This window comes from Belnapia sp., assembly GCF_059504005.1.
Map to the genome: position 1 here is coordinate 43057 of NZ_JCACHU010000016.1, position 19993 is coordinate 63049.

General features: G+C 70.9%; 18 protein-coding genes and 1 pseudogene. 4 read left to right on the forward strand and 15 right to left on the reverse strand.

Annotated features, from left to right (window positions below; all coding sequences use genetic code 11):
- Nucleotides 1–8: 8 nt before the first annotated feature.
- Both AC5JJ1_RS02610 and AC5JJ1_RS02615 read right to left on the reverse strand, forming a co-directional pair.
- Nucleotides 9–1070, reverse strand: coding sequence for a ribonucleotide-diphosphate reductase subunit beta (locus AC5JJ1_RS02610; RefSeq protein ID WP_495783560.1), 1062 nt, complete (start codon nucleotides 1068–1070; stop codon nucleotides 9–11).
- Between the two features lie 38 nt (nucleotides 1071–1108).
- Nucleotides 1109–3016, reverse strand: coding sequence for a ribonucleoside-diphosphate reductase subunit alpha (locus AC5JJ1_RS02615; RefSeq protein WP_495783561.1), 1908 nt, complete (start codon nucleotides 3014–3016; stop codon nucleotides 1109–1111).
- Nucleotides 3017–3291: 275 nt separating this feature from the next.
- Between AC5JJ1_RS02615 and AC5JJ1_RS02620 the strand changes: the two genes are divergently transcribed.
- Entirely contained in the window at nucleotides 3292–3645 is a 354-nt protein-coding gene (locus tag AC5JJ1_RS02620; RefSeq protein WP_495783562.1) for a hypothetical protein, read from the forward strand.
- Between the two features lie 363 nt (nucleotides 3646–4008).
- Here the strand turns inward: AC5JJ1_RS02620 and AC5JJ1_RS02625 are convergent, their stop codons facing one another.
- Entirely contained in the window at nucleotides 4009–4353 is a 345-nt protein-coding gene (locus AC5JJ1_RS02625; RefSeq protein WP_495783563.1) for a hypothetical protein, read from the reverse strand.
- 240 nt (nucleotides 4354–4593) lie between these two features.
- Here AC5JJ1_RS02625 and AC5JJ1_RS02630 point away from each other — a divergent pair, with 240 nt between their 5' ends.
- Nucleotides 4594–5220 (forward strand): LysE family translocator, encoded by a 627-nt coding sequence (locus AC5JJ1_RS02630; RefSeq protein ID WP_495783564.1) that lies wholly within the window; start codon nucleotides 4594–4596, stop codon nucleotides 5218–5220.
- A 58-nt stretch (nucleotides 5221–5278) separates the two neighbouring features.
- On the opposite strand, the gene AC5JJ1_RS02635 is transcribed toward AC5JJ1_RS02630, so the two are convergent.
- The 10 genes from AC5JJ1_RS02635 to AC5JJ1_RS02680 all read right to left on the reverse strand — a co-directional run bounded on the left by AC5JJ1_RS02635 (nucleotide 5279) and on the right by AC5JJ1_RS02680 (nucleotide 15899).
- Entirely contained in the window at nucleotides 5279–6220 is a 942-nt protein-coding gene (locus AC5JJ1_RS02635; RefSeq protein ID WP_495783565.1) for an N-carbamoyl-D-amino-acid hydrolase, read from the reverse strand.
- Between the two features lie 3 nt (nucleotides 6221–6223).
- Nucleotides 6224–7210 carry a Bug family tripartite tricarboxylate transporter substrate binding protein gene (locus AC5JJ1_RS02640; protein WP_495783566.1) on the reverse strand — a complete coding sequence of 329 codons (987 nt, stop codon included), beginning with the start codon at nucleotides 7208–7210 and terminating at the stop codon, nucleotides 6224–6226.
- Complete coding sequence (locus tag AC5JJ1_RS02645; protein WP_495783567.1) at nucleotides 7207–8109, reverse strand: fumarylacetoacetate hydrolase family protein; 903 nt, start codon at nucleotides 8107–8109, stop codon at nucleotides 7207–7209. Before AC5JJ1_RS02645 ends, AC5JJ1_RS02640 begins: the two co-directional genes overlap by 4 nt.
- 1 nt (nucleotide 8110) lies before the next feature.
- Nucleotides 8111–8992 (reverse strand): TauD/TfdA dioxygenase family protein, encoded by an 882-nt coding sequence (locus tag AC5JJ1_RS02650; protein WP_495783568.1) that lies wholly within the window; start codon nucleotides 8990–8992, stop codon nucleotides 8111–8113.
- A gap of 60 nt (nucleotides 8993–9052) precedes the next feature.
- Entirely contained in the window at nucleotides 9053–10069 is a 1017-nt protein-coding gene (locus AC5JJ1_RS02655; protein ID WP_495783569.1) for an amino acid ABC transporter substrate-binding protein, read from the reverse strand.
- A 151-nt stretch (nucleotides 10070–10220) separates the two neighbouring features.
- On the reverse strand, nucleotides 10221–11411 hold the full coding sequence (locus AC5JJ1_RS02660; protein WP_495783570.1) for a Gfo/Idh/MocA family protein: 1191 nt from the start codon (nucleotides 11409–11411) through the stop codon (nucleotides 10221–10223).
- Nucleotides 11374–12432 carry a sugar phosphate isomerase/epimerase family protein gene (locus AC5JJ1_RS02665; protein ID WP_495783571.1) on the reverse strand — a complete coding sequence of 353 codons (1059 nt, stop codon included), beginning with the start codon at nucleotides 12430–12432 and terminating at the stop codon, nucleotides 11374–11376. The genes AC5JJ1_RS02660 and AC5JJ1_RS02665 overlap by 38 nt, the downstream gene beginning before the upstream one ends.
- Nucleotides 12432–13394, reverse strand: coding sequence for a substrate-binding domain-containing protein (locus tag AC5JJ1_RS02670; RefSeq protein WP_495783572.1), 963 nt, complete (start codon nucleotides 13392–13394; stop codon nucleotides 12432–12434). The genes AC5JJ1_RS02665 and AC5JJ1_RS02670 overlap by 1 nt, the downstream gene beginning before the upstream one ends.
- A 71-nt stretch (nucleotides 13395–13465) precedes the next feature.
- On the reverse strand, nucleotides 13466–14434 hold the full coding sequence (locus AC5JJ1_RS02675; RefSeq protein WP_495783573.1) for an ABC transporter permease: 969 nt from the start codon (nucleotides 14432–14434) through the stop codon (nucleotides 13466–13468).
- A complete protein-coding gene (locus AC5JJ1_RS02680) occupies nucleotides 14412–15899 on the reverse strand; it encodes a sugar ABC transporter ATP-binding protein (RefSeq protein WP_495783574.1) in 1488 nt (495 codons plus the stop codon). The genes AC5JJ1_RS02675 and AC5JJ1_RS02680 overlap by 23 nt, the downstream gene beginning before the upstream one ends.
- Nucleotides 15900–16224: 325 nt before the next feature.
- Between AC5JJ1_RS02680 and ppk2 the strand changes: the two are divergent.
- Together ppk2 and AC5JJ1_RS02690 are read left to right on the forward strand one after the other, a co-directional pair.
- Nucleotides 16225–17138 (forward strand): annotated as a pseudogene (gene ppk2 / locus AC5JJ1_RS02685) (polyphosphate kinase 2).
- A 2-nt stretch (nucleotides 17139–17140) separates the two neighbouring features.
- Nucleotides 17141–18526: a carbohydrate porin gene (locus tag AC5JJ1_RS02690; protein ID WP_495783575.1), complete on the forward strand. Its 1386-nt coding sequence runs from the start codon at nucleotides 17141–17143 to the stop codon at nucleotides 18524–18526.
- Between the two features lie 113 nt (nucleotides 18527–18639).
- Here AC5JJ1_RS02690 and AC5JJ1_RS02695 read toward each other — a convergent pair whose 3' ends face one another.
- Nucleotides 18640–19506: a TSUP family transporter gene (locus AC5JJ1_RS02695; protein WP_495783576.1), complete on the reverse strand. Its 867-nt coding sequence runs from the start codon at nucleotides 19504–19506 to the stop codon at nucleotides 18640–18642.
- Nucleotides 19506–19814, reverse strand: coding sequence for a hypothetical protein (locus tag AC5JJ1_RS02700; protein WP_495783577.1), 309 nt, complete (start codon nucleotides 19812–19814; stop codon nucleotides 19506–19508). Before AC5JJ1_RS02700 ends, AC5JJ1_RS02695 begins: the two co-directional genes overlap by 1 nt.
- Nucleotides 19815–19993: the final 179 nt, after the last annotated feature.

Below are 19993 nucleotides of genomic sequence, written 5' to 3' on the forward strand. Positions count from 1 at the left end.
TCAGGACACTAGTGCGTGGCGATCTCGCCCGTCGGCTGCGGCGAGCCGAAGGTGCTGTCGCTGAAGGCCTCCTCCCAGGTGCCAGAGGTGCTGGCCTTGGAATACTCGGTCGCGCGGTTCTCGAAGAAATTGGTGTGCTCCACCGCGTTCAGCATCTCGTCGAGCCAGGGCAGCGGGTTCTTCTCGATGTGGTAGAGCGGCTGCAGGCCGAGCTGCTGCAGGCGGCGGTCGGCGATGAAGCGGATATAGGTCTTGGTGTCCGCCGCATTCAGCCCCTCGACGCCGCCGAGCTCGAAGGCGAGGTCGATGAAGGCGTCCTCATGGTCCACGATGGTGGCGCAGATGAGGTAGAGGTCGCGCCGGAACTCCTCGGTCCAGATCTCCGGGTTCTCCTGCACGAAGGTGCGGAAGAGGCGGATGACGGAGAGGCAGTGCAGCGTCTCGTCCCGCACCGACCAGGAGACGATCTGGCCCATGCCCTTCATCTTCCCGAAGCGCGGGAAGTTCATCAGGATGGCGAAGGAGGCGAAGAGCTGCAGCCCTTCGGTGAAGGCGCCGAAGGCGGCCAGCGTCTTGGCGATCTCGGTCTTGTTGTCGACCGTAAAGCCCTGCATGTAGTCGAACTTGTCCTTCATCTCCTTGTACTTGAGGAAGGCGCTGTACTCGAGCTCCGGCATGCCGACCGTGTCCAGCAGGTGGCTGTAGGCGGCAATGTGGATGGTCTCGATGTTCGAGAAGGCGGAGAGCATCATCAGCACTTCGGTCGGCTTGAAGACCTGGCTGTAGTGCTTCATGTAACAGTTGTTCACCTCGACATCCGCCTGGGTGAAGAAGCGGAAGATCTGGGTGAGCAGGTTGCGCTCGCCGGTGGTGAGGTTGCGCTGCCAGTCCTTCACGTCGTCGGCGAGCGGCACCTCTTCCGGCAGCCAGTGGACGCGCTGCTGCGTCAGCCAGGCGTCATAGGCCCAGGGGTAGCGGAAGGGCTTGTAGACCGGGTTGGAGGTCAGCAGGTCGAAGCGCACGGGGTGCTCGTCGGGGGAGAAATTGCCGTCGGCCATGGTCACCGCCATTCAGGACTGTGGTGGGGTGGATGTGGTGCCGGCCTGCCCTATTGGCAGGCCAGGCACTCCTCGTAATCCGTCGTCGAGCTCTGCGCCCCGCGGGCGACTAGCGGCAGCGCGGCATCGGCCGCGGTCGGCACATGGGCTGCCATGATGTCCCCCTGGCCGACGATCTTCTCGCTGATCGTGTCGGCCCGCTGGATGGAGAGGCTGCGGCAGTAATACAGCGACTTCACCCCGCGCTTCCAGGCCATCATGTGGATCTGGTGCAGGTCCCGCTTGTGGATGTTGGCAGGCAGGAACAGGTTCACCGACTGGCTCTGGCAGATGAAGGGCGAGCGGTCGGCGGCATGCTCCACCACCCAGCGCTGGTCGAGCTCGAAGGCGGTCTTGAAGGTGGCGCGCTCCTGCTCGGTCAGGAAGTCGAGATGCTGCACGCTGCCCTTGCGGACGGTGATGCTGGTCCAGGTCTCGTCGTCGTCGCGGCCATGCTTCGCCAGCACCTTCTTCAAGTAGGGGTTGCGGACGATGTAGCTGCCCGAGAGCGTCTTGTGGTTGTAGACATTGGCCGCTACCGGCTCGATGCCCGGGGAGGCACCGCCGCAGATAATGGAGATCGAGGCCGTGGGCGCGATCGCCATCTTGTTCGAGAAGCGCTCCATGAAGCCGTACTCGGCGGCATCCGGGCAGGGCCCGCGCTCCTCGGCGAGCTGGCGGCTGGCGGCATCGGCCCCCTCGCGGATGTGCTTGAACATCCGCTTGTTCCACACCTTCGCCACCACGCTCTCGAAGGGCACGTTCTGCGCCTGGAGGAAGCTGTGGAAGCCCATCACGCCGAGGCCGACGGAGCGCTCGCGCATCGCGCTGTACTTGGCCTTCGCCATGCTGTCCGGCGCGGTGTCGATGAAATTCTGCAGCACGTTGTCAAGGAAGCGCATCACATCCGGGATGAAGCGCGGGTCGTCCTTCCACTCGAACCAGGTCTCGAGGTTGAGGGAGGAGAGGCAGCAGACGGCGGTGCGATCCTTGCCATGCTGGTCGCGGCCCGTGGGCAGGGTGATCTCGGAGCAGAGGTTGGAGGTCTTGACCTCGAGCCCGGCCAGCTTGTGGTGCGCCGGCATCGCCTTGTTCACATGGTCGGAGAAGACGAGGTAGGGCTCGCCGGTCTCGATCCGGGCCGTGAGGATGCGGATCCAGAGGGCGCGGGCGGAGATCTTCCGCATGATCGCGCCGTCCTTCGGGCTGGTCAGCGGCCACTCCTCGTCATTCTCGACGGCGCGCATGAAGGCGTCGGAGATGAGCAGGCCGTGGTGGAGGTTGAGCGCCTTGCGGTTCGGGTCGCCGCCGGTAGGCCGGCGGATCTCGATGAACTCCTCCACCTCCGGGTGGCTGACGGGGAGGTAGACGGCGGCCGAGCCGCGGCGGAGCGAGCCCTGGGAGATGGCGAGCGTCAAGCTATCCATGACGCGGATGAAGGGGACGACGCCCGAGGTCTTGCCGTTGCGCCCGACCTTCTCGCCGATGCCGCGCAGGTTGCCCCAGTAGCTGCCGATGCCGCCGCCCTTGGCGGCCAGCCAGACATTCTCGTTCCAGAGGCCGACGATGCCGTCCAGGCTGTCATCCGCCTCGTTCAGGAAGCAGGAGATGGGCAGGCCGCGCGTCGTGCCGCCATTGGACAGCACCGGGGTCGCCGGCATGAACCAGAGCTTCGAGATGTAGTCGTAGATGCGCTGGGCATGCGCCGCGTCGTCGCCATAGGCCGACGCGACCCGGGCAAACAGGTCCTGGTAGCTCTCGCCCGGCAGCAGGTAGCGGTCATCCAGCGTTGCCTTGCCGAAATCCGTCAGCCGCGCGTCGCGGCTGCGGTCGATCTGAACCTGGTGATGACCTTCGAGCTGAACCGTATCGAACACCGCCCTAATCCCCTTCCGATCCCCCGGTGGGGGAGAATGCATCCAGCAGCGACGCGACACAAGATATTGTCGTCTGGCTGCCACCATAACACCAGATGGGGTGTCCGGTTCCAGCCTTGGCCAATCAAGGCCAGACGCCATTGTTCATACTCCGTTCACGGATAAGCGGTCATTCCGGGTGAGTCGGTCAAGCCTCATCCGGCTTCCATCCCCGTGATCCCCGCTATCCACAGGCTTGCCGCGGCGAGTCTCCCTCCCGCGGGTTGCCGCGGGCGATCCGGCTGCGCATCCTTCCGCGGGCATCGAGGGAGGATGGCATGCGGAGAAGACGGGGGCTGGCGGCCCTGGCGCTGCTGGCGGCGGCGCCGGGCCTTGCCCTGGCCCAGGGGGCCGGAGTCAGCCTGTTCAAGGTGATCGGGCCGCGGGACGAGGTGACGATCGGGCTGACCGAGGCGGAGCTGGCGCGGCTCGGCAGCGGACCCGCGGTGGAGCGAATCGCCCGGGCGCTGGTCGCCGAGGGGCAGATCACCGCTTGGCGCTATGCGGTCGGGCGGGCGCCGGATGGAGGGACGCGATTCGCGGCGACCGGGCAGGTGGCGATCCTCCGCAGCGAGAGCCTCAGGATCGAGCCCTATGCGGCCTCGCTGCCGGTGGCGCCGCCGCCGAGTTAGGCGGTTGCCGTTCGCCCTGGCTCACGGAAGCCGCTCCAGCCTGGCGTTCGAACCGGCAACCTTCTATCAGGCGGGGCACCGACGCGAGTTTGCCCCAGTGCAATCCCCGGCCGGATGGGGCCACCCGACCAGGGTGGCCGCTCGCCCGGACAACAGGCTGCGGCGCGGTCCGCGAGCCGGGCGAACGGGAGGCGCCATATGGCCCGATCCTGGGGTCGTCCGGATCGTCGCCTGCTTGTGCGCGGAGCCTGCAGGTTAGCCAACGAGCCTCCCGGGCGGGACGCCCGGCTCAGCACGGATCTGGGTGGGGTGGCGGCCGGCGGGGCTGGCCGAGCCTGCCTTCTCGCAGGGCCGCAGGCCGGATCAGCCGGCGTCCTTCGCGGTGACGGCGCTGAACCAGCCGGCATAGGGCGTGTTCGCCACCATGCGCCTGTTGTAGTCCGGGGCGCCGTCCTCCCACCAGGGCGGCCCGCGCTCGCCGAGCGCCCGCTTCGCCGCATCGACGCTCGCCCGCGCGGCACGGAGCGCATCGGCATCGCCCTTCGCGTCGCGGACGGCCCGGCGCGCGGTCATCAGCTCATGCACGAGCCGCTCGCGCTCGCCTGGGTGGAGCGCCGGGTTGCTCAGCCGCCACAGCCGTCCGCGCATGACGAAGTAGCGCCCGTCTGGCGTGCGGAGGATGCCGGGGCCTGCTGCATCATGCGTCATCGCGGCAGGGCCCGATCGCGCGAAGGGGACTGCGGAGGTCGCGCATGCCATGGTTCTCCCCGGGCGCCCGCATCGCCCGCGGCATGGGGCGGGATGCGGCGGGCCGGGCCCGCTTCGCGCCGGCGGACCGTCGCCTCGGTTCCCACCATAGCCGCCATCCGCGCCCAGGCGCATCGCCCAGGGGGCGCTTCCCGGGCCTTGGCCGTTGCCTCGGCCTCGGCGCCCGACCTAGCATCGGCCATGCTCGACGTCCCGCTCCTCGCCGCGTTCTGGGCGGCATTTCTCCTCGCCCTCGTCAGCCCCGGCCCGAATTTCGCGCTGATCGCCGGGACGGCGCTGCGCGAAGGCAGGCGGCGCGCCCTCGGCACCGCCTTCGGGCTTGCCGCGGGCGAGGTGGCCTGGGCCGTCGCCGCGGTCCTCGGGGTGTCGGCGCTGGCTGCCCAGCATCCGATCTTCGCCGCCGCGCTGCGGCTCGGCGGGGGGGCGTTCCTGCTCTATCTCGGCGTCATGTCCCTGCGCGCCGCGCTGCGCGGCACGGCGGCCGGGCAGCCGCCGCCGGAGGCCGCGCCGGCCCGCACGGGCACCGGCTTCTGGCGGGGCGCGGGGCTCATGCTCCTCAACCCGAAGGCCGGCGTCTTCTGGGTGTCGCTGTCAGGCCTGTTCCTCGGCGCCGGGACGGCGCCCGGCACCGCGGCGGTTGCGGTCGCGGGCGCCGTGCTGCTCTCGATCCTCTGGCACGGCGCCCTGGCCTGGATGCTCTCGGCCGCCGCCATCGCCGCCGTGTTCCGGCGCACCCGCCGCCTGCTCGACGGCCTCTTCGGCGTGGTGCTGACGGCGCTCGGCCTCCGGATGATGGCGTCGAACTGAGCAATCCCGCGGCGGGGCCGGATCACGCCGGGCCGGCTCCTCCAGTCGGGGGGGATGGTCACGGCGGCGGCTCGGCGCCCACCTGGTCGACGATGCGGCGGTAATGCTCCGGCCGCCTATGGGCGGCGAAGTTGAACATCTTCTCCTTGCCCTGGCAGCAGAGGTCGAGGTCGCAATCGGCGACCAGCAGCTCGTCGCCCAGCGTCTTCGCCTGCGCCCGCAGCACCCCGTTCGGGTCGATGATGCAGGACCCGCCGATGAGGCCGGAGCCGTCCTCGTTGCCCGCCTTGGCCACGGAGACCGCCCAGGTCGCGTTCATATAGGCATTGGCCTGCACGGCGAGGGTGGAGTGGAAGGTGCGGATCTCCTCGTTCTCGGTCCGGCCGCCATTCGGGTCGTAGGCGGCGGAGTTGTAGCCCATCACCATCAGCTCCACGCCCTGCAGGCCGTAGACGCGCCAGGCCTCCGGCCAGCGGCGGTCGTTGCAGACCAGCATGCCCATCGCCGGCGCGCCCCAGCCGGCCGGGCCGCGGAAGGCGGGGAAGCCGAGGTCGCCATACTCGAAATAGCGCTTCTCGAGCTGCTGGAACCGGTCGCCCGCGCGCGGCTCCACCGAGCCCGGCAGGTGCACCTTGCGGTACTTGGCCAGCACCGCCCCGTCCGGCCCGGTGGTGACGGCGCTGTTGAAGCGCCGCCCCTCCGGCGTCAGCTCGGCATAGCCGAGATACATCCCCGTGCCGAGCGCCCGCGCCCGGTCGAAGAGCGGCTGCACCTGCGGGTTCGGCATGGCGCGCTCGAAATAGCCGTCGAGCTCCGCCCCCTCCAGCAGCCAGCGCGGGAAGAAGGTGGTGAAGGCGAGCTCGGGGAAGACGACGAGCTGCGCGCCCTCCCGCGCGGCGCCCTCCAGCAGCGCGATCATGCGGGCGAGGATGGCCTCGCGGCTGTCGGCCCGCTGGTTGGGGCCCATCTGCGCGGCGGCGAGGCGAAGGATGCGGGACATGGCTCAATCCACCCTGGCGCCGGTGGCGCGCACGATCGGCACCCACCGGTCGATTTCGGAGGCGATGAAGGCACGGGTCCGCTCCGGCGTCATCCCCTCCGGGATGGTGTTGCCGAGGCCGGTGAGGCGGTCCCGCACCGCGGGCTCGCGCAGCGCCTCGGCGATCTGCTCGTAGAGGAACTGGCGGATCGGGCCGGGGGTGCCGAGCGTCGCCGACCAGGGCGTCCAGGTCGTCGCCTGGTAGGCGGGCAGGCCGGCCTCGGCGCTGGTCGGCAGATCCGGCGCGAGCGGGGAGCGCCCGGGCGTGGCGATGACGAGGCCGCGCACCGTCGCCGCCTTGAGCGGCTCGGCGAGGAAGGAGATGGTGTCGGCCTGGAAGGCGGTGCGCCCGGCGGCGAGGTCGGCGAAGGCGGCCGCCGAGCCGCGATAGGGCACGTGCTGCGCCTCGACGCCGAGCAGCTGCACCAGCATGGCGCCGGCGATGTGCCCGGTGGTGCCGTTGCCGGAGGAGCCGTAGTCGTAGCGCCCGGGATTGGCCCGCAGCAGCGCGGCGAATTCCGCCAGCGTCCGCACCGGCAGCGAGGGATGTACGGCGACGGCGATGGCCGAATGGCTTGAGATGGTGATGTGGTCGGCGCCGGTCAGCGGATGGACCCGCAGGCGCTCGCCATAGAGGCCGATGTTCAGCGCATGCGAGCCGAGCGCGCCGACCAGCAGCGTGTAGCCGTCGGGCGGCGCGGCCGCGAGCGTCTCAAAGGCCACGGTGCCGCCGCCGGAGGGACGGTTCTCCACCAGGAATTGCTGGCCGAGCTGCGCGCCGAGCTGCCCGGCGACGAGGCGGGCGTTGATGTCCGCATTGCCGCCCGGGGCGAGCGCCACGATCACCCGCACGGGGCGGGACGGATAGTCGCTGCCGGGCGCCCTGGGCTGCGCCTGCGCCGTGCCGGTGGCGAGGGCCGCCAGCGCCGCCGCGATCCATCGCCGCATCATCCGATCCCGTGCTCCAGCACGCCGACGCGCTCCACCTCCAGCCGCATCCGGTCGCCGGGGCGGAGGTAGCGCGGCGGCCGGCGGAAATGGCCGGAGCCGGAGGGCGTGCCGGTGGCGATCACGTCGCCCGGCTCCAGCGTCATGTAGCGCGAGACATGGGCGATCAGCCCAGCGACGCTGGCGATCAGGTCGCGGGTATTGCCCTCCTGCACCAGCTCCCCGTTCAGCCAGCAGCGCAGGCCGAGCTGCCAGGGCTCGCCCACCTCCTCGGCGGTGACGAGCCAGGGGCCGAGCGGGCAGAAGCCGTCCAGCCCCTTGGCGAAGCTGGTCATCGGCAGCGGCTGGTCGAATTGGAGCTCGCGCGCCGAGATGTCGTTCAGCACGGTGTAGCCGGCGACATGGTCGAGCGCGGTGCCCTCGCTCACCTGCCAGGCGGCACGGCCGATGACAACGCCGAGCTCCACCTCCCAGTCCGGCTTGGCGACGGCGGGCGGGATGCGGACCACGTCGCCCGGGCCGCAGACGGAGGAACCCGGCTTCAGGAAGAGCCGCGGCGCCGCGAGGGCGGGCCCGCCGACCTCCCTCGCATGCTCAGCATAGTTGCGGCCGACGCCGATGATCTTGCCCGGCCGCAGCGGCGCGCGCAGCCTCACCGCGCTCAAGGGGCGGCGCAGCGCCGCCTGCTCCGGCCGCGCCGCGAAGGCGAGGGCGCGGGCGGCGGCGACCAGAGCGGCCTCGCCGGCGGCGAGCAGGCCGGCCATGCCGTCCGGCAGGCGCTCCGGCGGCTGGCCGGCGGCGGCGCGGGCGGCGTCGAGCGCGGGCTGCAGCGGCACCACGGCCTCGCCCAGCACGGCGCCCACCCGCGTCCCGCCCCCGTCCTCGAAGCTGGCGAGCTTCATCTCAGGCGGCCAGCGCGGCGTAGTCGAGCGTCGCCATCACCTGCACCCGCAGGATGAAGCGCGGCTCGTCGGCGGCATAGTCGGCGACGGCGTTGTGGGTGGTGCCGATATTGTCCCACATCAGCAGGTCGCCCGGCGTCCAGGCATGGCTGTGGAGGTATTTCGGCTGCGCCTGGTGGCGGAAAAGGTATTCCAGCAGCGCGTCGCTCTCGCCCGGCTCCAGCCCTTCGATCCGCACCGCGTAGCCCGGGTTGCAGTAGAGCACGCGGCGCCCGGTGATGGGGTGGATGCGGAAGACGGGCTGCGCCACCGGCGGCTTCCTCGCCCGCTGCGCCGGGGTCAGCGGGCCGCGAATGCTGCCGGGGCGCTGGCGCATCATGTCCCAGAACTTCTCGAAGTCGTGGATGGCGGCGCGGCCCTCCAGCCGCTCCACCACCTCGGCGGGCAGGTCGTCATAGGCGGCGTGCATGTTGCGGAACTGGGTGCCGCCGAGCGGCCTTCCGTCGCGCTGCGGCACCTCCTTCGCATGCAGCACATTGGCCAGGGCGATCTCGGTCGAATAGGACATGTCGGTGTGCCAGCCCTGGCCGGCATCGTTCAGCCCGACCGGCCTGCCCTCGGCATCCCGGCGGTTCGAGAGGATCATCACCTCCGGATGGCCTGGGGCATGGAACAGGTTGGCGACGTTCACCTCGAGCGTGCCGAAGCGGCTGCCGAAGGCGGCGAGCTGCGGCGCATCGAGGTCCTGGCCGGGGAAGCAGAGCACCCCGTGCCGGCCGAGCGCGCGCAGCAGCGTGCGGCGCGCCTCGGCCGGCAATGGCTGCGCCAGGTCGACATCCTCCACCCGGGCGCCGAGTGCGGCGTCGTTCGGTGTGATCCGCATGGTCACGCCCTCCCTCGCCGCACAGCGTCGGGCGGCCGGGCGCCGCCGTCAACCGCCCCGTCAGCGGTAGGGGATGGCGTACATCAGCCCGCCGCCGTTCCACAGCCCGTTCAGGCCGCGCTGCAGCCTGAGCGGGCTGCCGGCGCCGACATTGCGCTCGAAGATCTCGCCGTAATTGCCGACCGCCTTGATGGCGTTCAGCATCCAGCGGTTGTCGAGCCCGAGGCGGGAGCCGAATTCGCCGCTGGTGCCGAGCAGCCGCTGCGCCACCGGGTTCGCCCCGCGGGCCTGCTCCTCGGCATTGGCCGCCGTCACGCCCTGCTCTTCGGCCTCGACCAGGCCGTAATGCACCCAGGCGACGATGTTGGACCACTGGTCGTCGCCGTTGCGGGTATAGGGGCCGAGCGGCTCCTTCGAGATGGTCTCGGCCAGCATCATGTAGTCGGCCGGGTTGGGCGCGACGCTGACGGCGGCGGCGAGCGCCGAGGCATCCTGCGTCATCGCGTCGCACCGGCCGGCGAAGAAGGCGGTGTACATCGTGTCCGGCCGCTCGAAGACCACCGGCTGGAAGCGGATGTTCCACGCCCGCGCCGTGTCGCCGAGCGTCACCTCATGCGTCGTGCCCTGGGCGACGCAGACCGTCGCGCCGTTGAGGTCGGCGACCTTGGCGACGCCCGCGTCGCGCCGCACGGCGAAGCCCTGGCCGTCGTAGAAATTCACCGGCCCGATATGCAGGCCGATCGAGGCGTCGCGCAGGAAGGTCTGGGTGGAGTTGCGCAGCAGCACGTCGATCTCGCCGGATTGCAGCGCAGTGAAGCGGTTCTGCGCGGTGAGCGGCACGAAGCGCACCTTGGCCGCGTCGCCTAGCACGGCGGCGGCGATGGCGCGGCAGTAGTCGACATCGAGGCCGCGGTAGCTGCCCTGGCTGTCCGGCGCGGAGAAGCCGGTGAAGCCGGTCGAGACGCCGCAGGCAAGGATGCCGCGCTGCTTCACCGTGTCGAGCGTGGCGGCCCCGGCGGCCGGGGCGAGGCCGTGCGCGCCGGCCAGGATGGCGGCGGCCAGCAGGAAAGGCTTCATGGTCGGGTCGTCCTCCAACTCCGCGGCCGGTGCGGCGCCGCCCCATGATCGGGTCGGTTGCCGCCGGGCATGCGCCCCCGGCCGCCATGGGAAGCAACACGGGCTTCATCTGCGGTCAACCGGCCGCCCTGCCTCGCGGCGCGCCCCGGCGTCAGCCCGCGAGCGGAACCCAGGCCGCATCGCGCCGGCTGGACTCCACCGCCGCCGCGATGAAGCGCATGCCGCGCACCCCCTCCGCCAGGCCCGGCACGAGCAGCGCGGCAGGGTCCGGCGCGCGATGCTCCAGCCGGGCGGTGACCTGCTCGGCGAGGTCGCGGTAGAGCTGGGCGAAGGCCTCGAGATAGCCTTCGGGATGGCCGCCCGGGATGCGGCTGGCATTCCCCGCCGCCGGCGATGCCGCCGGCCCGCCGCGCCGCAGCAGCCGCGGCGCCTCGCCGAGCGGGGCATGGACCAGCCCTTCCGGCTCCTCCTGCGCCCAGGCGAGGCTGCCGCGCTCGCCATAGAGCCTGAGCCGCAGCCCGTTCTCATGGCCGAGCGCGACCTGGGAGGACCACAGCATCCCCCGCGCGCCGCCCGCGAACCGCAGCAGCATCCGCGCATCGTCGTCCAGCCGCCTTCCGGGGACGAAGCTGGTCAGCTCCGCCGCCAGGCTCTCGCAGGCGAGGCCGGAGACGAATTCCGCCAGGTTGAAGGCATGGGTGCCGATGTCGCCGATGCTGCCGCCGGCGCCGGAGCGCGCCGGGTCGGTGCGCCAGGCGGCCTGCTTCTGCCCCGTCTCCTCGAGCGGCGTGGCGAGCCAGCCCTGCGGATACTCCGCCTGCACCACGCGGATGGCGCCGATCTCGCCGGCCGCCACCATCTCCCGCGCCTGCCGGACCATCGGGTAGCCGGTGTAGTTGTGCGTCAGGCCGAGGACGATGCCGGACTGCCGCACCACCTGCTCCAGCACCAGCGCATCCTCGAGGCTGTGGGTCAGCGGCTTGTCGCAGATCACATGGATGCCGCGTTCGGCGAAGGCGCGGACGGGCGCGGCATGCATGTGGTTCGGCGTGACGATGGCGACGACGTCGATGCCGTCCTCGCGCGCCGCTTCGCGCTCCGCCATTGCCGCGAAATCGGCATAGGCGCGGTCGGGCGCGATGTGCAGCGCCGCCGCGCTTTCCCGCGCCCGGTCCGCATCGGCGGAGAGTGCGCCCGCCACCAGTTCGTAACGGTCGTCGAGCCGTGCGGCGATGCGGTGCACCGCGCCGATGAAGGCGCCCTGCCCGCCGCCCACCATGCCGAGGCGCAGTCGCCGCGCCATCTCAGCCGAGCCCGAGCAGGCGGCGGTTGGTCGCCGCATCGGCGCCGCTCGCCGCGAAATCGTCGAAGGCCCGCGCCGCCACCTGGATGATGTGCCGGGCGATGAAGGGCGCCCCTTCCGCCGCGCCCTGCTCGCTGTCCTTGATGCAGCACTCCCATTCCAGCACCGCCCAGCCGTCGAAGCCGTATTGCGAGAGCTTCGAGAAGACGGCGCCGAAATCCACCTGCCCGTCGCCGAGCGAGCGGAACCGCCCGGCCCGCTGCGCCCAGGGCTGGAAGCCGCCATAGACGCCCCCCCGCCCGTTCGGCCGGAACTCCGCGTCCTTCGCGTGGAACATGCGGATGCGCGGGTGGTAGATGTCGAGATAGGCGAGGTAGTCGAGCTGCTGAAGAACGAAGTGGCTCGGGTCGTAGAGGATGTTGCAGCGCGGATGCCCGCCGAGCCGTTCGAGGAACATCTCGAAGGTCACGCCGTCATGCAGGTCCTCGCCGGGATGGATCTCGTAGCAGAGGTCGACGCCCGCCTCCTCGAAGGCGTCGAGGATCGGCCGCCAGCGCCGCGCCAGCTCGTCGAAGGCCTCCTCCACCAGCCCGGCCGGCCGCTGCGGCCAGGGATAGACGAAGGGCCAGGCCAGCGCGCCGGAGAAGGTGCCATGGGCCGCAAGGCCGAGGTTGCGCGAAGCCTTCGCCGCCAGCCGCAGCTGCCGCACCGCCCAGTCCTGCCGCGCCTGCGGCTTGCCCCGCAGCTCCGGCGGAGCGAAGCCGTCGAAGGCGAGGTCGTAGGCGGGGTGCACGGCGACGAGCTGGCCCTGCAGGTGGCTCGTCAGCTCGGTGAGCTCCACCCCGGCCTCGCTGAGCGTGCCGCGGAGCTCGTCGCAGTAGTCGCGGCTCTCCGCGGCCTTCTCGAGGTCGATCAGCCGCGCATCCCAGCTCGGGACCTGCACGCCCTTGTAGCCATGCCCCGCCGCCCAGCGCGCGAGGCTGGGCAGGCTGTCATAGGGCGCCGCATCGCCGGCAAACTGGGCGAGGAAGACCGCCGGACCCCTGACCGTGCGCATCATCAGAAGGGCGAGTCCGGGACGTAGAAGTCCTTCGCATTCTCCCGCGTGATCAGTACCGAGGGGATGATCGTGGTCGGCGGCAGCCGCTCGCCCTTCAGCCGCGCCTCGGCGGTGAGCCTGATGGCGTCGTACATGAATTTCGGCGAGTAGGAGACATTGGCCTGGATGCGCGGGTCGCTGCCGTCCATCAGCGTCTTGATCATCCCCTTCGCCCCAGCCCCGCCGAAGACCAGCCTGATGTCCGTCCGCTTCGCCTGGTCGATGGCGCGCAGCACGCCGACCGCCATGTCGTCATCCGCCGCCCAGACGGCGTCGATCTGGCGGAAGCGCGTCAGGTAGTCCTGCATCACGCGGAAGGCGTCGTCGCGGTTCCAATTGGCGTAGCGGGCATCGAGCAGCTTGATGTCCGGATGGCCCTTGAGGACGGCGTTGAAGGCGTCTATCCGCTCGTTGTCGAGCGTCGTGGCTATGCCACGGAGCGCCACGACATTGCCACGCCCGTCGAGCGCCTTGGCGATGTACTCCGCCGGCACGCGGCCGAAGGCGGTGTTGTCGCCGGCGACATAGGCATCCTGCGCCGCCGTGTCGGTCAGGCCGCGGTCCACCACCGTGACGTAGACGCCGCGCCCCTTCACCTGCGCCACCGGCCGCGTCAGCGCGCCCGACTCAAAGGGGAAGATCACCAGCGTGTTGATCCGGTTGGCGGTGACCAGGTCCTGCAGCTGGTTCGCCTGCTCGCCTGCATTGGCGGCGGTCTTGACGGTGACCTTGAGGTCGCGGTGCGCTGCCTCGAGATCCGCCTTCGCCTTGTTCGCCCACCACACGATGGCGGCGGTGAAGCTGTGCGTCGCGGTCGGGATGGCGACGCCGAGATTGACCGTCCCCTGCGCCCGCGCGAGGCCCGGCGCGGCGAGCACTGCTGCGGCGCCGGCGAGCAGGCGCCGGCCGATGAGCATGGACATGGGGCCGTTTTTCTCCCGTCTCTGGTTGGCGCCAGTTGAGCATCGCCCGCGGCGCCGCATCAAGGCCCGCGTCAGCGCCGGCGCTGCAGGAAGGCGACCGCGATGATGACAAGTCCTTGCACCGCCGCATTGAGATAGACGGAGATGATGCTGGTGAGGTTCAGGATGTTGCCGATCACCGAGAGCAGCACCGCCCCCACCACCGTGCCGAGCACGCTGCCCGAGCCGCCCTTCAGCGCCGTGCCGCCGACGATCACCGCCGCGATCGCCTCCAGCTCCCAGAGCAGGCCGGTGGTCGGCGAGGCGGAGCCGAGGCGCGGCACGTAGAGGAGGGTTGCGATGCCGACGCAGGCGCCGAGCAGCCCGTAGGTGATCAGCTTCACCCGGTCGACATCGACTGCCGCATAGCGCGCCACCTGCTCGTTGGAGCCGATGGCCTGCACGTAGCGCCCATAGGCCGTGCGGTTCAGCACCAGCCCGCCGAGCAGCGCCACCACGGCGAAGACCCAGATCGGCACCGGGATGCCGAGCAGCGCGGCGTAGTAGACCGGGCTGTAGGCATCGGCCAGGTCGTTGTCGAGCATGATGGCGCCGCCATCCGACAGCCAGGTCAGCACGGCGCGGAAGATGCCGAGCGTCCCCAGCGTTACGATGAAGGGCTCGATCGAGCCCCGCGTGATCAGCATCCCGTGGATGAGGCCGAAGGCCGCGCCCAGCACCACCGCGAAGCCCATGCCGGTGGCGACCGCCACGACCGGCCCGAAGCCCTGCGCGCCGAGCGCGTTCATCACCAGGATGACGGCGCCCGCGATCAGCGCCGCCATCGACCCGACCGAGAGGTCGATCCCGCCCGAGATGATGACGAAGCCCATCCCCACCGCGATGATGCCGATGAAGGCGGTGCGCGTCAGCACGTTCATCGCATTGCCGAGCGAGAGGAAGTCCGGGTTCAGCAGCGCGCCGGCGATGCAGAGCAGCACCAGCCCGAGGATCGGGCCGAGTCCGGCGAGCCGCAGCCTAATGGCGTGTTCCCGTTGCATGGGCGATGAGTTCCTCCTCGGTCAGCCGGCCGAGGCCGATATCCGCAACGGCCCGCCCGCCGCGCATCACGACGACGCGATGGCACAGCCCGACTAGCTCGATCAGCTCCGAGGAGATGACGATCACCCCCCGCCCCTCGCGCGCCAACCGCTGGATGAGCAGGTAGATGTCCCGCTTGGCGCCGATGTCGACGCCCCGCGTCGGCTCGTCCAGCACGACGACCCTGGGCGCCGGGTGCAGCACCTTGGCGAGCGCCAGCTTCTGCTGGTTGCCGCCCGAGAGCGAGGCCGCGCGCACCGCCGTCGAGCCGGTGCGGATGCCGAAATCGGCGACGGCGGCCTCCAGCGCCCGCCCCTCCGCCGCGCGGTCGAGCCAGGGCGCGGCGTAGCGCCGCAGCGCCATCAGGGTGAGGTTCTCGCGAAGGCCGAGCGCGACATGCAGCCCCTTCCCCTTGCGGTCCTCGCTCAGATAGGTGAGGCCCTGGTCCGCCGCCTCGCGCGGGCTGCGGATGCGCAAGGGCCGCCCCTCGAGCGTCACCGCCTCGGCGCTCCCCGGCCGCAGGCCGAGCAGCCCCTCGAACAGCTCCGTCCGCCCCGCGCCCACCAGCCCGGCGAAGCCGAGGATCTCGCCCGCTCGCAGCTCGAAGGAGACATCCTCGGCCCAGCCCGGCACCGTCAGCCCGCGCACCGCGAGCAGCGCCGCGCCCCCCGGCGCCGGATCGCGCGGCGGGAAGAGGTCGCACATCTCCCGCCCGACCATCAGGCTCGCCATCTCCTGCCGCGTCACCGCCTGCGTCGGGCGGCGGGCGACGAAGCGGCCGTCGCGCATCACCACCACCTCGTCGGTGACGCGCTCCACCTCATCGAGCTTGTGCGAGATATAGAGCAGCGTCACGCCCTCCGCCTTCAGCCGCGCCATCAGCGTGAACAGCGCCTCGGTCTCGCCCGGCGTCAGCGTTGCGGTCGGCTCGTCCATCACCAGCAGGCGCGCCTGCCGCGCCAGGGCGCGCGCGATCTCGACGAGCTGCTTCTCGGCGACGATCAGGCGGCGCACCGGCGTATCCGGGTCGCGCCGCAGCCCAACCAGGCCGAGCACGCGCCCCGCCTCGGCCCGCATCGCCCGCTCGTCCAGCCACCAGCCGCGCCGCAGCTCATGGCCGAGGAAGATGTTCTGCGCGATGGTGAGATCCTCGGCCAGGTTGAACTCCTGGTGGATCAGCACGATGCCGGCATCCTCCGCCTCGCGCGAGCTGCGGAAGCGCCGCGGCACGCCGTCCAGCAGGATTCCGCCGCCGGTCGGCTGCTCGTAGCCGCCAAGGATCTTCATCAGCGTCGACTTGCCGGCGCCGTTCTCGCCGAGGAGCCCGTAGACCCGCCCCGGCGCCAGCTCGAAGCTGACGCCGTGCAGCACGCGGACCGGGCCGAATTCCTTCACCACCTCGTCGAACCGGACCGCGACGCTCATCCCACTCCCCAGCCCCTGCCGGCGGAGGCTGCCACAGGGCCGGGCCGCTTCGGAAGTCCCCCTGCCCCGTCCACCTAGGCCGCACGCTGCCCTCCTCCGGGTTCGGGCGCAGCGGATGGGGTTCATTACACGGCGTGGGCTCGCCCTACCGCGTCAGGACCGGGCGGTGACGAGCGCCGCCATGTTGCGCATCCGCATCGCGCCGTCGCCGACGGGGGAGCCACCGGCCGGTCCACATGAGCGGCCTGCGCCGCGCCGGCGGCCAGACGTCATCGACCTGCAACCTTTCTCCGCTATCTTCCACCCGGACAGCGGAGCGAGACGGATGCCGGACCGGGAAGCGGCTGCGCGGCCCTGGCTGCAGGCGGAGCTCGAGGATGATTTCGACGAGGAGCTGGAGCAGGAGATCGACGACCGGCGCCTGCCGGAGGAGGTCCGCCGCCTGCTGCAGGCCCGCCATGTCCGCACCATCGACCGCGGCCTCTATTTCCGCGAGCTGCTGCGCCTGCAGGGCGAGCCGGTGAAGCTGCAGGACTGGGTCGCGCACCGGGGGCTGAAGGTCGTCGTGCTCTTCGAGGGGCGCGACTGCGCCGGCAAGGGCGGCGTCATCAAGCGCATTACCCAGCGCACCACCCCGGCATCTGCCGCGTCGTCGCCCTCCCCGCGCCGTCGGACCGCGAGCGGACGCAATGGTACATCCAGCGCTACCTCGCGCACCTGCCGGCCGCCGGCGAGATCGTGCTGTTCGACCGCAGCTGCTACGACCGCGCCGGCGTCGAGTGCGTCATGGGCTTCGCCAGCGAGGCGCAGGTGGAGGATTTCTTCCGCGACGTCCCGGAATTCGAGCGGATGCTGGTCCGCTCCGGCATCGTCCTGGTAAAGTACTGGTTCTCCATCTCCGACCAGGAGCAGCAGCTTCGCTTCCTCATGCGCATCCACGACCCCGTCAAGCAGTGGAAGCTCTCGCCGATGGACCTGCAGTCCCGCATCCGCCGGGAGCAGTACACCAAGGCGAAGGAGGAGATGTTCGAGCACACCACCATCCCGGAGGCGCCCTGGATCATCGTCGAAGGCAACGACAAGAAGCGGGCCCGGCTGAACTGCATCGTCGGCCTCCTCTCCCGCATCCCCTACGAGGAGGTGCCGACCCAGCCGGTGACCTTGCCCGAGCGCGTCTTCGACGCGCATTACGGGCGACGCACGCTGCCGCCGGAGCTCTACGTCCCCGACCGCTACTGACCTTGCGGCACGCCTGGCTCGCCGCCATTGTCGCGCTGCCGCCGCTTGTCGCCGCCATGCCGGCCGCGGCGCAGCGCGGCGTCGCCGGCCCGATCCAGAACCGCAACATCGATGCGCTGATCGAGGGCGCCGAGGAGGCGCTCGCCCGGCTCGAGGCGCTGGGCTGGCTCCTGCGCGGCCAGATGACCAACACCATCCAGGCGCATCCCCGCTTCCGCTCGCCCTACCGCGGCGAGAACAGCCTCTCCCCCAAACCCGACAGCACGGCGATGCAGACGATCGACATCGTGCTCGGCCGCCGGCTCTGGCCAGGGGCGGAGGTCATTGCCGTGCCCTCGCCGACGCGCGGCTTCGGCTTCTCCGACAACCACGGCCTCGGCGGGCTGAGCAACACCGAGAGCTTCCACGGCGGCACACGCAACTGGGACTGGAACATCACCCGCCTCTTCCTGCGCCAGACCATCGACCTCTCCTTCGACACCTTCGGCGCGGACGACGACCCGATGCGCTTCGCAGGCCCCCTCGCGCGCGAGCGCATCACCGTCACCGCCGGCAAGCTCGCGGTCTGGGACTTCTTCGACAACAACCGCTATGCGCATGAGCCGCGCACCCAATTCCTCAACTACGCGCTGGTCGGCGCCGGCGCCGTCGACTATGCGAGCGACCCGGCCGGCTATACCCATGGCGCCGTGCTGGAATGGGAGAACGGCCGCTGGGCCACGCGGCTCGGCGGCTTCCAGGTAACCCGCAGCCAGGGCGGCGACCAGCTCGACGAGCGCATCGGCCGCGGCTGGCAGCTGCTCGCCGAGGTCGACCGCTTCTGGGTCATCGGCCGCTTTCCCGGCGCGCTGCGGCTGCTGGCCGGCATCTCGCGCAGCCGCTCGGCCCGCTACGGCGACCTGACGCGCGCGCTCCGCGCCGGCGAGGAGAACACCGACCGCCTGCGCGCCTACCGCACAAAGGCGATGCTGGCGCTGAACTGGGAGCAGCAATTCACCGAGACGCTCGGCGCCTTCGCCCGCCTGGGCTGGAATGACGGACGCTCGCAGAACATCATGTTCACCGAGATGGACTGGTCGGTCTCCGGCGGTATCGCGCTCAACGGCTGGCGCTGGGAGCGCGCCGGGGACACCATCGGCCTCGCCATGAATGTCGGCGGTCTGCACGCGCCGCAGCGCCGCTTCCTCGCCGCCGGCGGTATCGGCTTCATCCTGGGCGACGGCCGCCTGAACTATGCCCCCGAGATCGTGGCCGAGACCTATTACGACGCGAGCCTTGGCCCCGGCCTCAATGCCGCGCTCGACCTCCAGCTCATCATGAACCCGGGCTTCAACGCCGATCGCGGTCCGGTCCCGATCGCCACCCTTCGCCTGCGCGCCGCCTTTTGAAGCGGCGTCCGTGCGGACGGGGATTGCGTCAGAAGAGACCGGCGCTGGACGGCTGGGTTCGAAGGCATGACTCCGCCTCGAAGACAAAGGCCGCGAGCATGTCCGCACATGTCCTAGAGCAGCATGCCAAGGCCGGAGGCGATGAGCAGCAGGTTCACGCAGGCCGCGAATTGCAGGTCGCTCAGCCGCCGGAAGACGGCGAGGCCGCAAAGGGTGCCGAGCAGCGCCGCCGGCACGTAGGACAGTATCGCGGGATCGAGCCCGGCGCCGCCCTCGGCCGCCACGAGCTGCAAGGCCAGCAGGGTCACCACCTGCATCACCAGGATGAAGGGCTGGTACAGCCCGCGTTGCCGCCGCTTGTCCCAGCCGAGCCGGGCGCACCACATGGTAACCAGGGCGCCGGGGAATCCGGCCAGCCCGCCGGTGACGCCTCCGAGCATGCCGATGACGGTGTCGCCCGCGAGGCTCTCCGCCTGCGGCTTCGCCAGGCCTGGCCGCAGCAGCATCCACAGGCCGTAGGCGAGCAGCAGCCCGCCGATCGTCCGCATATAGACGGCACGATCCAGATGCGTCAGCAGGCCGAGCCCGATCGGCAGCCCGACGAAGCCGCCGAGCAGGAAGCACGGCAGCCGCCCCCAGGCGATGTCCCGCCTCAGGGTCCAGACGGTCACCGCCTGGATGGCGATGCTGCACGTCACCATGACCTGCACGACCCGCACAGGATCCTCGATCATGTTGAAGAGGAAGGCGCCGCAGATGGCCGAGAAGGCGAAGCCGACGATGCTCGAAAGCGCCGCGGCCGTCAGCACCACGAGCAGCCCCGGCGCTTCCGCATGCGGCAGCTGCAGGAGGCCGAGCAGCGCGCCATAGGCGGGCAGCACCGCGGCGCTTCCGCCCAGCAGCATGGCGGGATAGCCCGCCTGCCGCCAAAAGGCGGCCGTGGCCGGGACGGGCTCGAGGACGCGGGTCAGCGCCGCCATCACCGCAGGCTCGCGGCGAAGAAGCCAGCCATCTGCACTGCGGAGATCGCCGCGAGCGCCGGCTCGGCCGCGCGTCCGGGCCAGGGCAGCGGCGAGCGCACCTCCAGCCCCTGCCGCGGTCGGTCCCAGGCACGGGCGGCGCCGCGGACGGCGATGCGACGGACGCTTGCTCCCGGAATCACCAGCCGCGCCTGCAGTCCCGGCGCAAAGACGGCTTCGACCACCGGCACCGCCTGCGCCGGGCCGGCCGGCCTAGCCCATCCGACGGTGCATACCGCCCGCACCGAGCGTCCCAACCGGCCGCGCATGCCGATCTCCCTTGCCATCCGCCGAACAAGCTGCAGTGGCCGGACCGGAAAATGCGCATGAAAAGGCCGACAAGCACGTCGCCAACCCGTGATGCGCATACCAGCATGCGGTACGGCGCTCGGATGGCTCGACTCGGGATTGCATGGGCAGGTCCGCCGGCCGGCGGAACATCCGCTGG

Excerpts from the sequence above, each read along its gene's own strand:
- AC5JJ1_RS02610 (WP_495783560.1), bottom strand. The coding sequence starts at position 1,070 with ATGGCGGTGACCATGGCCGACGGCAATTTCTCCCCCGACGAGCACCCC.
- AC5JJ1_RS02615 (WP_495783561.1), bottom strand. The coding sequence starts at position 3,016 with ATGCATTCTCCCCCACCGGGGGATCGGAAGGGGATTAGGGCGGTGTTC.
- AC5JJ1_RS02620 (WP_495783562.1), top strand. The coding sequence starts at position 3,292 with ATGCGGAGAAGACGGGGGCTGGCGGCCCTGGCGCTGCTGGCGGCGGCG.
- AC5JJ1_RS02625 (WP_495783563.1), bottom strand. The coding sequence starts at position 4,353 with ATGACGCATGATGCAGCAGGCCCCGGCATCCTCCGCACGCCAGACGGG.
- AC5JJ1_RS02630 (WP_495783564.1), top strand. The coding sequence starts at position 4,594 with ATGCTCGACGTCCCGCTCCTCGCCGCGTTCTGGGCGGCATTTCTCCTC.
- AC5JJ1_RS02635 (WP_495783565.1), bottom strand. The coding sequence starts at position 6,220 with ATGTCCCGCATCCTTCGCCTCGCCGCCGCGCAGATGGGCCCCAACCAG.
- AC5JJ1_RS02640 (WP_495783566.1), bottom strand. The coding sequence starts at position 7,210 with ATGATGCGGCGATGGATCGCGGCGGCGCTGGCGGCCCTCGCCACCGGC.
- AC5JJ1_RS02645 (WP_495783567.1), bottom strand. The coding sequence starts at position 8,109 with ATGAAGCTCGCCAGCTTCGAGGACGGGGGCGGGACGCGGGTGGGCGCC.
- AC5JJ1_RS02650 (WP_495783568.1), bottom strand. The coding sequence starts at position 8,992 with ATGCGGATCACACCGAACGACGCCGCACTCGGCGCCCGGGTGGAGGAT.
- AC5JJ1_RS02655 (WP_495783569.1), bottom strand. The coding sequence starts at position 10,069 with ATGAAGCCTTTCCTGCTGGCCGCCGCCATCCTGGCCGGCGCGCACGGC.
- AC5JJ1_RS02660 (WP_495783570.1), bottom strand. The coding sequence starts at position 11,411 with ATGCGGCGACCAACCGCCGCCTGCTCGGGCTCGGCTGAGATGGCGCGG.
- AC5JJ1_RS02665 (WP_495783571.1), bottom strand. The coding sequence starts at position 12,432 with ATGATGCGCACGGTCAGGGGTCCGGCGGTCTTCCTCGCCCAGTTTGCC.
- AC5JJ1_RS02670 (WP_495783572.1), bottom strand. The coding sequence starts at position 13,394 with ATGTCCATGCTCATCGGCCGGCGCCTGCTCGCCGGCGCCGCAGCAGTG.
- AC5JJ1_RS02675 (WP_495783573.1), bottom strand. The coding sequence starts at position 14,434 with ATGCAACGGGAACACGCCATTAGGCTGCGGCTCGCCGGACTCGGCCCG.
- AC5JJ1_RS02680 (WP_495783574.1), bottom strand. The coding sequence starts at position 15,899 with ATGAGCGTCGCGGTCCGGTTCGACGAGGTGGTGAAGGAATTCGGCCCG.
- AC5JJ1_RS02695 (WP_495783576.1), bottom strand. The coding sequence starts at position 19,506 with ATGGCGGCGCTGACCCGCGTCCTCGAGCCCGTCCCGGCCACGGCCGCC.
- AC5JJ1_RS02700 (WP_495783577.1), bottom strand. The coding sequence starts at position 19,814 with ATGCGCGGCCGGTTGGGACGCTCGGTGCGGGCGGTATGCACCGTCGGA.